This is a genomic window from Bacillus pretiosus (assembly GCF_051294775.1).
In the GTDB taxonomy this organism is placed as follows: Bacteria; Bacillota; Bacilli; order Bacillales; family Bacillaceae_G; genus Bacillus_A; species Bacillus_A wiedmannii.
Genome location: NZ_JBPPHF010000003.1, coordinates 585,298 through 597,743, shown reverse-complemented (window position 1 = coordinate 597,743; position 12,446 = coordinate 585,298). Strand labels below are relative to the sequence as shown.

The following is a 12,446-nucleotide window of genomic DNA, read 5'->3' as shown; positions in this document are numbered from 1 at the left end:
CATCAAACACTTATTTCACAAGCGCTATCAGAGATTTTAATTTCCCTGCTGCATGGACATATGCTCTTGCCGACGCTTCCAATACATCTTGCGCAACACCAAAACCTGATACTTGATGCGTTCCTTCTTTTAATTCAACATGAACATGAGCCAGTGCGTCTTGACCTTGTGTAATAGATTGTATGCGATAATCCACCAATTCACATTCTAATCCTAAAATTCTTTGGATTGCATTATAGATCGCCTCAATACTACCAGAACCAGTGGCTGCATCTTCGTATGCATTTCCTTCTTCGTCTTTTAGTACAACTGTCGCGCATTGTGTACTATTTGATACGAAATGAACTTGTAGTTGCGTAATGTTATATTGCTGAGCTGCAAATGCTGCTTCACCAAGCATAAGCGCACGTAAATCTTCCTCAGTAATTTCCTTCTTACGATCAGCTAATTTTTTGAACGCTTCAAACACCGCATCTCGTTCTTCCTTTGTAAATTCATAGCCAAGCTCTTTCATTTTTTCTGTAAACGCGTGACGTCCAGAATGTTTTCCAAGTACGAATAGATTTTGAGATTCGCCTATTAGCGCTGGTTCAATAATTTCATATGTTGTCACTTCTTTTAAAACACCATCTTGATGAATTCCGGATTCATGAGCAAAAGCATTCGCTCCAACGATCGCTTTATTTTTCGGTACAACCATACCTGTTAATCTGCTTACTAATGTACTCGTCGTTTTAATTTCTTTTAGCGTCATAGAAGACTCCGCCTTATAGAAATCTTTTCTAATATGAAGAGCAACTGCGACCTCTTCTAGCGCCGCATTACCTGCTCTTTCTCCAATTCCATTAATTGTTCCTTCTACTTGCAACGCTCCGCCTTCAACCGCAGCTAATGAATTTGCTACTGCCATCCCAAGATCATCATGACAATGACAAGAGAAAATTGCTTTTTCATATGAAGGAACGGATTCTTGTAAGTATTTAAAAAGAGAATAATATTCTTCTGGATTCGTATATCCAACTGTATCTGGAATATTAATTACATTCGCTCCTGCACGAATCGCAACTTCAACTGCTTCAGCTAAAAAATCTCTTGCTGTTCTTGTCGCATCTTCTGCAGAAAATTGTACTGTCGGAAATAATGATTTCCCGAGTGTAACCGAGCGGTGAATACTATCTAATACATCTTCTTTTGACATACAAAGTTTATATTTCATATGAATATCACTTGTAGCTAAAAATACGTGTAAACGAGGAGATACAGCACCTTTCACCGCTTCATATGCTCTTCGAATATCACTTTCTTTCGCTCTAGCTAAACTCATAACTGTAGCATTTTGAATGGTATTTGCGATGCGTTTTACCGATTGAAAATCCCCTTCGGAAGCTGCTGCAAAACCAGCTTCCATGACATTAATACCTAGTCTCTCTAATTGCCTTGCAATTTGCAATTTCTCTTGTTCATTTAAATTTACTCCTGGTGATTGTTCGCCATCACGTAGCGTCGTATCCATGAACAAAATCTGTTTCATATTATTTGACCCCTGCCTTTACTCGCGGCTGTACAAACGGCATCATTTCACGTAATTTACGTCCAACTACTTCAATTTCATGTTCATTCTCTTTCTCATTTGTCGCATGGAAATTTGGTTTTCCTGCTTTATGCTCTGCAATCCAGCCTCTTGCAAATGTACCATCTTGAATTTCTGCCAGCACTGCACCCATCGCTTTCTTCGTATCTTCCGTTACAACGCGTGGTCCTGATACGAAGTCGCCCCACTGCGCTGTATCTGAAACTGAATATCTCATATTTTCAAGTCCGCCTTCATACATAAGGTCAACGATTAGTTTTAGTTCATGTAAACATTCAAAATATGCAAGTTCCGGTTGATAACCAGCATCAACTAACGTTTCAAATCCAGCTTTTACTAGCGCAGTTACTCCGCCGCAAAGCACAGCTTGCTCTCCAAATAAATCTGTTTCTGTTTCTTCTTTAAATGTCGTTTCTAATACACCAGCTCTCGTCGCTCCAATCCCATCAGCATAAGAAAGTGCCTTTTCAGTCGCAACTCCTGTTGCATCTTGGTATACTGCAAATAATGCAGGAACAGCTGCGCCTTCAGCAAATGTACGGCGCACAAGATGACCTGGCCCTTTTGGCGCTACTAGAAATACATCTACATTAGCTGGTGGTTTCACTTGATCAAAGTGAACATTAAATCCGTGTGCAAAAACGAGAGAATTTCCTGCCTTTAAATTTGGCGCAATTTCCGCTTCATATACTTCTGGCTGGAGTTCATCTGGTAGTAGAATCATTACTACATCAGCTTTTTCCGCTGCTTCTGCTACTGTATATACAGAAAATCCATCTTCTTTCGCTTTATCCCAAGACTTCCCTTTTCTTAAACCTATTACTACATCAAATCCGTTATCACGTAAGTTTTGCGCATGCGCATGACCTTGCGAACCATATCCAATGATTGCTACTTTCTTTTCTTTTAATACATTTACCGTTACATCTTTCTCATAATAAACTTTTGTCATTTTCATTTCCCCCTATATTTAAATGATTATTGAATTAACATAACTTGCTTATCTTGTTTTTTCATACTACGCGTAAATGCTGTTACACCTGTTCTAGCAATTTCTTTCAAACCATACGGACGAAGTAATTCAATTAATGCTTCTACTTTCTCCTGCGTACCAGTTACTTGCACAACTATGGAATCCTTCCCAACATCTATTACAGCGGCTCGAAACGGTTCAATTAAACTATATAATTCTGCTCTTGCTACTGATGTTGCTACTTTAATAAGTGCAAGTTCTCTTGCGATCATCGCTTCTTCTGTAATATCTGATACTTTCAGAACATCAATTTGCTTATGAAGTTGTTTAATTAACTGCTCCACTTGCTGTTCATTTTCAACGTGTACAACAATCGTCATCCGCGATATGTCCGATGATTCCGTATGACCTACTGAAATACTTTCAATATTAAAATGTCTTCGTGTCATAACACCCGTAATTCGGTTTAATACACCACTTTGATTTCGAACTGTCGCTGTAACAATTCTCTTCACCTTTTTTCCACTCCCTCCATTTGGTGAACACCTTTCCCTGGCGCAACCATCGGCATTACCTTTTCTGATTGAAGTACACGGCAATCAATTACGACCGGTTCTTGTAATTCAATCGCCTGCTGTATTTGCTTCTTTGCAAGAAGTGGATCCTCTATACGAACTCCTTTTATGCCATACGCATTCGCAAGAGCGACGAAATCTGGTTGACACGACAGTAAAGAGTGCGAGTATCTTTGATTATAAAATTCATCTTGCCATTGTCTTACCATTCCTAAAGCTTCATTATTTAAAATAAATACTTTAACAGGCAATGAGTGTTCTTTTAACACACTTAATTCTTGCAAGGTCATTTGAAATCCAGCGTCACCTACAATTGCAATAACTAGTTCCTCAGGCTTTGCAATTTGCGCACCAATTGCTGCTGGAAACCCAAATCCCATCGTTCCTAATCCTCCTGAAGTTACCCATTTATCTGGATTTTTGAGCGGATAATATTGTGCCGCCCACATTTGATGTTGCCCAACATCTGTTGTTACAATCGCTTCTCCTTTCGTAATTTCATATAACATATCAATTGCGTATTGAGGCTTAATACTTTCCGAATTTCGTTTATAAGAGAATGGATACTTTTCTTTTCTACTCTTTAGTAAAGAGATCCATTCATGATGATTTTCTTTCTTTCCTTCTGGTTGAAGTAATACTTCCAAAGCTCGCTTAGCACTTGCAACAATAGGAATTTCAGTCGGCACATTTTTTCCGATTTCGGCTGGATCAATATCGATATGCGCAACAGTCGCCTTTTTAGCAAAATAAGCTAAATTCCCAGTAAGACGATCGTCGAATCTTGCACCTATATTAATAAGTAAGTCGCATTCATATAACGCCATATTGGCTGTGTAAGAACCGTGCATTCCTCCCATCCCTAGAAAAAGTTCATCATCTGGCGGAAACCCACCAAGACCAAGTAATGTATGCACAACAGGAATTTCATATTTACGAGCAAAACTTGTTAACTCTTTCGAAGCCTTCGCATGCAATACACCTGCTCCAGCTAAAATTAACGGCTTGTTTGCAGCCCTAATTGCTTGTAATAATTTGTTTATTTGGAGTAAATTTGGTTCATAATTAGGGTTGTATCCTGGTAAATCCATTTGTACGTCATTACAGCGTTCTCCTTGCTCTACTACCATATCTTTCGGAAGGTCAATAACGACTGGGCCTGGTCTTCCTGTTCTAGCAATATGAAATGCTTCTTTAATAATTCGAGGTAAATCTGAAGCCTTTCGCACTTGATAGTTATGTTTTGTCACCGGCATCGTAAGCCCCATAATATCCGCTTCTTGGAAAGCATCACTTCCAATTAACGTCGTTGCTACTTGCCCTGTAAATACAACAAGTGGTAATGAATCAATCATCGCATCTGCTAGACCGGTAATAACATTTGTAGCACCTGGCCCACTCGTTGCAATGACAACCCCTGGATTGCCAGTAATTCTGGCATACCCTTCCGCGGCGTGAATAGCTCCTTGCTCATGCCTTGTTAAAATATGCGGAATTTCACAGTCATAGAGTGCATCATAAAGAGGTAAAACAGCACCACCAGGATAACCGAAAATCACTTCTACTCCTTCCTTTTCTAACGCTTCTAACAATAGCTGTGCACCAGTTGCCAGTTTCTCTTCCGTTTTTGAAGACATTGTTCTTATAAGCCCCCTTTTTGAAAATTTTTATCAATAAAAAAAATCCTACGTCCACACTCCAGCTATGTGCTGAAGGGACGAAAGATTTCGCGGTACCACCCTTCTTCGCAAGAATACTCTTGCCTCAGTGACCCATAAATGAGTCTAGCTAATAACGGAGCTACCGTCTAAGCCTAGACAAATGCTTCAGCTTAGCACTCAAGGGCGATGTTCGTCGACGTGAACCATCGGTTTTCAGCAACCACCGACTCTCTGTGAGGCTTCACAATCAACTACTCCTCCCTCTCAACGCTTTCTTATTGTTATAAAGAGTTGTTATCCAACTTTATTTTCTTCGTAAATCTTCTCTCCATCTTCTACAACTAACTTTCGGAATTCTTCTAATAAACGATTCGTATGTAGACCTGTTTGCCCTAAACCAATCGTTCTACCATCTACTGTCGTAACAGCAATTACTTCAGCAGCCGTCCCTGTTAAAAATACTTCATCAGCTACATATACATCATGCCTTGTAAATAACTCTTCTCTAACGTCATATCCAAGTTTTTCACCGATTTCTAATATAGCGTTTCGTGTAATGCCTTCTAACGCTCCAGCAGAACTTGGTGGTGTAATTAATTTATTTCCTTTTACAATAAACACGTTATCTCCTGAGCCTTCAGCTACGTATCCTTGATCATTTAACATAAGTGCTTCTTGTACTCCAGCTAATTTCGCTTCAATACGAACTAAAATATTGTTTAAGTAATTTAAAGATTTTACTTGAGGCGACAAAACATCTGGACGGTTTCGGCGCGTTGCAACTGTTACAACTGGAATCCCCTTTTCATAATATTCTTGCGGGAATAAAGATAGTTGTTCTGCAATTACTACTACATTCGGTTTCTTACAAGAATCAGGATCTAATCCAAGATTTCCTGCTCCTCTCGATACAACAAGGCGAATGTATCCATTAGATAATTTATTTTGTCGAATCGTCTCAACAACAATATTCGTTACTTCATCTAAAGAATATGGAATTTCTAACATGATGGATTTTGCTGATTCATATAACCGGACAAGATGCTCTCTCAAACGGAAAACATTACCGCTATATACTCTAATTCCTTCAAATACTCCATCGCCATATAAATAACCATGATCATATACTGAAACTTTTGCCTCGTCTTTTGGAACAAATTCTCCATTTAAGAAAATCCATTGCTCGTTCACTGGAAAGCGCCTCCTATGTTCTATGAATTTTTTATTGTTTCCTAGTTTACTCTCCTTTCTAAATAAATCAAGTGAATTTTTAGAAAATTTATAATTTTTAATCGTACGTACATCTTTGATTATATTGATTTAACAGCATTGTTAACGTTTACAAAAAGTCAAAAAATTTTTTTCGTCAATTTCCACTAAAAAAAATATTTGTTTAAAAGAAGGATTTTCATCAATTGATACGAATCTATTGTATTCAATAAACGGACGTCCGTTTTTATAAATTCGGTAATATATAACGACTTTTGCTGAAAAAGGGGGAAAATAATAAAAATAACGCTGTCTAAAAATAACATTCATATTTTTCGTTTCGTAATCATAATCCTATTTTTAAAAAACAATTTGTCAAAATGAAGGAGGAAATCAATATGGCGTGTGTACAAATTAAAGGAACGAGACAAGAGGTAGTAGAAATGCTTCAACTATTTGATCTAATGGATACGAAAGGTTTTTGTAAATTCGATAATTATGTAGAGGTAGAACCAAATAATAAAGAACATAATAATTTTATTGCTTCAATTGACATTCATTCAAATACTTCTTCTGCCCAAGATACTTTAAACGATCAATTCGTAAGTCAAATGCTTACTGGTGTATATAACGACTAAACAAAGATTTACTTCCTACCGTCTTTTCATAAATATATGCAGTGGACTTGAGCATACTAGCAACTAGATGGTAGGAGGTGAGAATTATGGCTAGAATTGGCGTTGAAAACTCATTAACAGATGTTCAACAAGCTCTTCAGCAACAGGGACATGAAGTTGTTACCCTGGGCTCCGAACAGGATGCACAAGGGTGCGATTGTTGTGTTGTAACTGGGCAAGATTCTAATATGATGGGTATTGCAGATGCATCAATTAAGGGATCGGTAATTGCAGCTCATGGTTTAACAACAGATGAAATTTGTCAGCAAGTAGAGAGCTGCACTTAAATGTATTATACAAAAAGAAAGAGGACTCCTTTTGAAAAGGAGTCCTCTTTTTTATATTCACCTAACGGGAAAGTAACATATACTGGATGAAAGCCCTACCTCTCTCTCATCATTACGGTTCCACTGACCGCTCCTTGATTCACTAGTATACATATAAAGCCTACAATAATAATTTATAGGGTTTGTTCACAAAAGTTGTTGGTAAGACTACCCGATCTTTCGCAAACTTTTCGTATTATATTTATAAGATTTATTTACTTTACACTAGCTGTAACCGAGACACGAATTAAAATTTTAACACTAATACAATAACTTGTCAACGTTTTTTGTAAATTAAAAACAGACAGTAACGGTTTGTCTGTTTTAGAATGGAGCTTTTTCTTTTATTACATATACAACAAAACCGCTTACTAACATACATAAGCCAACTACTAAGTTTTTGATATTAATCATAAATTCCTCTCCCTTATTCCACACATCATATATATTTACAGTTCAATTATTCCGATCATCTTAAAGCGCACTTTTTCTAATATATCATAATTCCTAAAAAATGCAAGTTCACTTTTGGCGACCATTTACAAATTTATCTACAGTGCTTGGTACCGTATTTAAAGCCTTTTCAATTAAATGTGTACTACTATTGAGGTGTAATACTTGCACACCGTTAGAACCGACTACTAAAAAAGCAACTGGGCTAATAGAAACCCCAGCCCCGCTTCCGCCTCCAAATGGATGGCTTTGCTTCTTCTCTTTATGCTGCCCTTGTCCGTTATTATGCTTTTCGGAAATGAAATCACCTTTAAAGTCACTTCCGCCGGCACCAAAACCAAAAGCCACTTGAGATACTGTTAATACTACATTTCCATCAGCTGTTGAAACTGGACTTCCGACAATCGTATTTACATCTACCATCTCTTTTAAATTTGTCATTGCTGTTTTCATTAAATCTTCAATTGGATGTTCCATTATGTATTGCACCCTTTCCTCATTATTCTTTTTTATACTTTCCAAAATAGAGGAAGTCATACTAACTTTTCCTATTTCAAAAAAACATTTTTACTCTTCTAAGTGGAATTACGCCTTGTACTCGTTCGGATAAAGTGAAACTTTAATCAGCAGGGCTTTGTTCATCCCCCACTGATTATTAGCCATCAGCAATCAGATATTTACGGGCTACAATAGCGGGATAAAAAAGAAAAAGAGATGCATACTACTATTGAACCTTGTTATGAAAGGAGCCATGACTTTGACTGAGAAATTTGATGAGTATAAAAAAAGAGATAGAATAGATAGTGATTATAGTGACTATAAAGAAGAATATGCAGCTGAGGTTGCACCACAGCGCATTGATTATGATTACGATGAGAAAGATAATAAAGATGATGTAAGATCGTCCGCCGCTGGATCAACTGCTGGCTTTATCGCTCTTGCCTTATCTATCTTATCACTCTTTACCTTCCCAACATTATTTGGTCTTGTTTCTGTATTACTAGGAATTTACGCTTATAATCGCGGAGCTACTGTAACTGGTGGTATCGCTGCGATTGTCGGCGGAATTGCAGCACTCATTGCAATTTTATTCCGAGTAGCACTTGTCGGATTATTGTTCTCCCTTTTTTAAAAAGAAAAAGGTATCTCGCTTATGCGGGATACCTTATCCTGTAAATACATCTTCCGATGGATATTTAATTTTTTGTTTTGCTGGTCGCGCTAAAGAAAAAACAAGTGTTAACGGTCCAATTAATCCACAAAACATAACAAACATAATAATACATTTTCCAAATGCTGATAACTTTGCAGTAATCCCCATCGTTAACCCTACTGTTCCAAACGCTGAAATTGTTTCAAATAGTAACTGAATAAAACTAAAGTTTTCTGTAAGCATTAATACAAATACTGCTGCAAAAATGAGTATTTGACTGGCAACAGCAATGGCTAACGCTCTCGTTACTGTTGACATTTTTATCGTGCGCTGAAATAAAACGATTTCCTCTTTTTTTCTAAAGAAAGAAAGGACGGATGTAACTAAAATAACAAACGTTGTTAATTTAATCCCTCCACCTGTCGATACACTTCCTGCACCAATAAACATTAAAACCATCGTAAATAATATAGATGATTCTTCCATCCCCCCGTAGTCAACTGTATTAAATCCAGCAGTACGAGGAGTAATACCTTGGAAAAAAGAAGCCCATAACTTTTCATTTAAAGGTAAATTCCCCAACGTCTTCACATTATTATATTCCAATACAAAAATCACAATCATCGCTATCACATTTAGCGCTACTGTTCCAACAATCATGATTTTGGAATGAAGCGATAATTTTCGAAAACTACGGCTATACCATATATCAATTAATACAGTAAAACCGAGACCACCTATTACGATTAAAGAGCAGATCCCAATATTAATAATAGGATCTCCTACATACCTCGTTAAATTATCTGGCCATAGAGCAAATCCGGCATTATTATATGATGCGATCACGTGAAAAATACTATAGTATACACCTTTTCCAAAGCCAAACTCTGGAATAAAGCGAAATGATAAAAAGATAACTCCAATCAATTCAATACAAATTGAAAATATAAAGACACGTTTTACTAACTTTACAAGACCACCTATATTTGTCTGATTAAATGCCTCTCCGATTAATAATCGATGGCGTAACCCGATTTTTTTACCTAATACCCAAACAATTAAAATGGCAATTGTCATAAGACCTAAACCACCTGTTTGAATTAAAAACATAATAACAATCTCGCCAAACATCGTAAACGTACTTGCAGTATCTACTACTCCTAATCCGGTTACAGTTGCTGCTGACGTTGCCGTAAAGAAAGCATCTACCCAACTAATATGTACTTTCGTTGCGAATGGTAACTTTAATAACAAACCGCCAACCACAATTAAGCAGAAAAAACCTAGTGCTAATATTTGTGGTGGATTTAATCGTATAAAACGACTATACAGCCCTTGTCTTTTTGTTACTTCCATATCACTAACTCCCTTAATAAAGTGCAGCTTTTCCTTCATAAATAAAGGCTTTTAAGAGCCCTCAAATAGTCGGATAAACCTCATATTCTTATAATATAGTTGAGCATAATCCTTTTTTTCATAGATTACAACTTTTATTTATATTCGGACTTCACTTCATTTTATGACAAGAAACTTTCTATTATATTTATTCGTACTCTACAACTCTCGCAACAATCATTTTATATGTATCATTTCTCAAATTCTCATACCTTTCACTCTATGTTCACATCAAGGTCACATCCAACTTTTATAGTATATATATCGAAGTTGTTCCTCCCTAATTTATAAGACATTCCCCAGTGTCTTGAACAACTTCCATCCCTAATTAAATTGACATAAATTGTCCCCTTCCTTAGGCCATCATTTGTGATGGTCTTATTTTTGTTTACTCTACCTCTTACTTAAAACTCCCTCTCTCTTTCACTCTATGTTCACATGGGGGTCACATCCAACTTTTATAGTATATGTATCGAAGTTGTTCCTCCCTAATTTATAAGACATTCCCCAGTGTCTTGAACAGCTTCCATCCCTAATTAAATTGACATAAATTGTCCCCTTCCTTAGGCCATCATTTGTGATGGTCTTATTTTTTTGTTTACTCTATCTTCTATTTAAAACTCCCTCTCTCTTTCACTCTATGTTCACATGGGGGTCACATCCAACTTTTATAGTATATGTATCGAAGCTGTTCCTCCCTAATTTATAAGACATTCCCCAGTGTCTTGAACAGCTTCCATCCCTAATTAAATTGACATAAATTGTCCCCTTCCTTAGGCCATCATTTGTGATGGTCTTATTTTTTTGTTTACTCTATCTTCTATTTAAAACTCCCTCTCTCTTTCACTCTATGTTCACATGGGGGTCACATCCAACTTTTATAGTATATGTATCGAAGCTGTTCCTCCCTAATTTATAAGACATTCCCCAGTGTCTTTGAATGGCTTCCATCCCTAATTAAATCGACATAAATTGTCCCCTTCCCTAGACCATCCTATGTGATGGTCTACTTTGTGTTCTAACTAGATTCCCCAACTTTTTTGCTTACTTTAGCAAAAGCAATCTATATTTAAATACATATTTTCATACAAAATATTCAGAAAATACTGTCAAAATAGGCGGTTTTTCTGTACAATTAATGTAGAAAGTAATTTCACAAAAATAAAGGGGGGGTTTTATTGAAACAAACAAAAGCAATCTTAATCGCATTATTTCTCGGTTTAGTCGTCGGACTCACTTTAAATTTAGCTGCACCATCCATTTTTGAACCATTAAATCAATATGTGTTCAATCCACTTGGTCAATTATTTATTCGCCTCATTAAAATGCTAGTTGTTCCTGTTGTATTCATTTCTATCGTGCTTGGATCTGCTGGGCTTGGAGACCCGAAACAACTTGGAAGAATCGGCTTAAAATCAATTTCATTCTTTCTTGTAACTACAGCCGTTGCCATCTCTATTGCAGTTACATTTGCACTGATTATACAACCAGGATCTGGCGGTAACTTTAAAACCGAAGGGCTTAAATATGAAGGGGCAAAAACCGAAACATCTTTCGTCGATACATTGCTAAATATCGTACCAGATAACCCAGCAAAAGCGATGGCTGATGGAAACATGTTACAAATTATTGCCTTTGCCGTATTAATCGGACTCGGTATAGCTATTTTAGGAAAACGGGTTCAAGGTATCCATTCATTACTTGAACAGGGCAACGAATTAATGATGTATCTTGTTAATCTCGTTATGAAATTAGCTCCAATCGGAACATTTGGATTGCTCGCTTCATCCGTTGGTAAAATGGGTCTTGCAGGCGTCGCTGCGATGTTCAAGTATATGATTGTCGTTATGCTAGTACTTATTATTCACGGCGTCTTCGTCTATGGCGGATTATTAAAGGTATTAGCAAAAGAAAGTATTGTCCGTTTCTTTAAACATTTCGGACCGGTAATGGCAATTGGGTTTAGTACATCTAGCTCTAATGCATCTCTTCCGTTTGCAATGAAAACAGCACAAGAAAAACTTGGCGTTCCAAAAGCGATAAGTTCTTTTGTACAACCACTAGGTGCAACAATTAATATGGATGGTACTGCCATTATGCAAGGTGTAGCAACTGTGTTTATCGCTCAAGTATACGGAGTTGAGCTTACTATGTCCCAATTAGCTGTCGTCGTATTAACTGCTGTACTAGCTAGTATCGGTACTGCTGGTGTACCAGGTGTTGGACTTGTAATGCTTACGATGGTTTTAAATCAAGTAAATCTACCGGTAGAAGGTATTGCCTTAATTATCGGTATTGATCGCATTTTAGATATGTCAAGAACAGCTGTAAATATTTCCGGTGATGCAATTTGCGCAATGATCGTCGCAAAATCAGAAGAAAAATATAATACGGATCAATCCGCAGCATCTTAAATCAAAAAAGGAGTGAATT

Annotated in this window: 13 protein-coding genes and 1 other annotated feature; of the genes, 4 read left to right on the top strand and 9 right to left on the bottom strand. The window is 37.0% G+C overall.

What is annotated here, in order from left to right:
- Positions 1–10: 10 nt before the first annotated feature.
- The 6 genes from leuA to ACSG5Z_RS19630 all read right to left on the bottom strand — a co-directional run bounded on the left by leuA (position 11) and on the right by ACSG5Z_RS19630 (position 6,339).
- Positions 11–1,531 (bottom strand): 2-isopropylmalate synthase, encoded by a 1,521-nt coding sequence (gene leuA / locus ACSG5Z_RS19655; RefSeq protein WP_087985496.1) that lies wholly within the window; start codon positions 1,529–1,531, stop codon positions 11–13.
- A gap of 1 nt (position 1,532) precedes the next feature.
- Complete coding sequence (gene ilvC, locus ACSG5Z_RS19650; protein ID WP_097889760.1) at positions 1,533–2,549, bottom strand: ketol-acid reductoisomerase; 1,017 nt, start codon at positions 2,547–2,549, stop codon at positions 1,533–1,535.
- Between the two features lie 20 nt (positions 2,550–2,569).
- Entirely contained in the window at positions 2,570–3,079 is a 510-nt protein-coding gene (ilvN, locus tag ACSG5Z_RS19645; protein WP_000822948.1) for an acetolactate synthase small subunit, read from the bottom strand.
- Positions 3,076–4,776 (bottom strand): acetolactate synthase large subunit, encoded by a 1,701-nt coding sequence (gene ilvB, locus ACSG5Z_RS19640; RefSeq protein WP_435711999.1) that lies wholly within the window; start codon positions 4,774–4,776, stop codon positions 3,076–3,078. Before ilvB ends, ilvN begins: the two co-directional genes overlap by 4 nt.
- Positions 4,777–4,849: 73 nt before the next feature.
- Positions 4,850–5,077: a binding site (T-box leader), on the bottom strand.
- 17 nt (positions 5,078–5,094) lie between these two features.
- Complete coding sequence (gene ilvE / locus ACSG5Z_RS19635) at positions 5,095–5,991, bottom strand: branched-chain-amino-acid transaminase (RefSeq protein ID WP_087985494.1); 897 nt, start codon at positions 5,989–5,991, stop codon at positions 5,095–5,097.
- Between the two features lie 141 nt (positions 5,992–6,132).
- Complete coding sequence (locus ACSG5Z_RS19630) at positions 6,133–6,339, bottom strand: hypothetical protein (RefSeq protein ID WP_137036230.1); 207 nt, start codon at positions 6,337–6,339, stop codon at positions 6,133–6,135.
- A 68-nt stretch (positions 6,340–6,407) separates the two neighbouring features.
- Between ACSG5Z_RS19630 and ACSG5Z_RS19625 the strand changes: the two genes are divergently transcribed.
- Positions 6,408–6,647, top strand: a complete 240-nt coding sequence (locus ACSG5Z_RS19625; RefSeq protein ID WP_000752504.1) for a DUF3911 family protein — start codon at positions 6,408–6,410, stop codon at positions 6,645–6,647.
- 86 nt (positions 6,648–6,733) lie between these two features.
- Positions 6,734–6,973, top strand: a complete 240-nt coding sequence (locus ACSG5Z_RS19620) for a YkuS family protein (RefSeq protein WP_435711998.1) — start codon at positions 6,734–6,736, stop codon at positions 6,971–6,973.
- A 363-nt stretch (positions 6,974–7,336) separates the two neighbouring features.
- On the opposite strand, the gene ACSG5Z_RS19615 is transcribed toward ACSG5Z_RS19620, so the two are convergent.
- Together ACSG5Z_RS19615 and ytfJ are read right to left on the bottom strand one after the other, a co-directional pair.
- Positions 7,337–7,426, bottom strand: coding sequence for a hypothetical protein (locus ACSG5Z_RS19615; protein WP_000608225.1), 90 nt, complete (start codon positions 7,424–7,426; stop codon positions 7,337–7,339).
- Between the two features lie 108 nt (positions 7,427–7,534).
- Positions 7,535–8,002: a GerW family sporulation protein gene (ytfJ, locus tag ACSG5Z_RS19610; RefSeq protein ID WP_053078521.1), complete on the bottom strand. Its 468-nt coding sequence runs from the start codon at positions 8,000–8,002 to the stop codon at positions 7,535–7,537.
- A 202-nt stretch (positions 8,003–8,204) separates the two neighbouring features.
- Here ytfJ and ACSG5Z_RS19605 point away from each other — a divergent pair, with 202 nt between their 5' ends.
- Positions 8,205–8,597 carry an imidazole glycerol phosphate synthase gene (locus ACSG5Z_RS19605; RefSeq protein ID WP_137012683.1) on the top strand — a complete coding sequence of 131 codons (393 nt, stop codon included), beginning with the start codon at positions 8,205–8,207 and terminating at the stop codon, positions 8,595–8,597.
- A gap of 33 nt (positions 8,598–8,630) precedes the next feature.
- On the opposite strand, the gene ACSG5Z_RS19600 is transcribed toward ACSG5Z_RS19605, so the two are convergent.
- Positions 8,631–9,974 carry a TrkH family potassium uptake protein gene (locus tag ACSG5Z_RS19600; protein WP_435711997.1) on the bottom strand — a complete coding sequence of 448 codons (1,344 nt, stop codon included), beginning with the start codon at positions 9,972–9,974 and terminating at the stop codon, positions 8,631–8,633.
- Positions 9,975–11,191: 1,217 nt separating this feature from the next.
- On the opposite strand from ACSG5Z_RS19600, the gene ACSG5Z_RS19595 reads away from it, so the two are divergent.
- Positions 11,192–12,427: a dicarboxylate/amino acid:cation symporter gene (locus tag ACSG5Z_RS19595; protein WP_000814822.1), complete on the top strand. Its 1,236-nt coding sequence runs from the start codon at positions 11,192–11,194 to the stop codon at positions 12,425–12,427.
- The last annotated feature ends 19 nt before the right edge of the window (positions 12,428–12,446 follow it).

Coding starts and splice junctions, on each gene's coding strand:
- ACSG5Z_RS19625 (WP_000752504.1), top strand. CDS start 6,408: ATGGCGTGTGTACAAATTAAAGGAACGAGACAAGAGGTAGTAGAAATG.
- ACSG5Z_RS19615 (WP_000608225.1), bottom strand. CDS start 7,426: ATGATTAATATCAAAAACTTAGTAGTTGGCTTATGTATGTTAGTAAGC.
- leuA (WP_087985496.1), bottom strand. CDS start 1,531: ATGAAACAGATTTTGTTCATGGATACGACGCTACGTGATGGCGAACAA.
- ytfJ (WP_053078521.1), bottom strand. CDS start 8,002: ATGACTTCCTCTATTTTGGAAAGTATAAAAAAGAATAATGAGGAAAGG.
- ACSG5Z_RS19605 (WP_137012683.1), top strand. CDS start 8,205: ATGAAAGGAGCCATGACTTTGACTGAGAAATTTGATGAGTATAAAAAA.
- ilvB (WP_435711999.1), bottom strand. CDS start 4,776: ATGTCTTCAAAAACGGAAGAGAAACTGGCAACTGGTGCACAGCTATTG.
- ilvC (WP_097889760.1), bottom strand. CDS start 2,549: ATGAAAATGACAAAAGTTTATTATGAGAAAGATGTAACGGTAAATGTA.
- ACSG5Z_RS19630 (WP_137036230.1), bottom strand. CDS start 6,339: ATGAATGTTATTTTTAGACAGCGTTATTTTTATTATTTTCCCCCTTTT.
- ACSG5Z_RS19620 (WP_435711998.1), top strand. CDS start 6,734: ATGGCTAGAATTGGCGTTGAAAACTCATTAACAGATGTTCAACAAGCT.
- ACSG5Z_RS19600 (WP_435711997.1), bottom strand. CDS start 9,974: ATGGAAGTAACAAAAAGACAAGGGCTGTATAGTCGTTTTATACGATTA.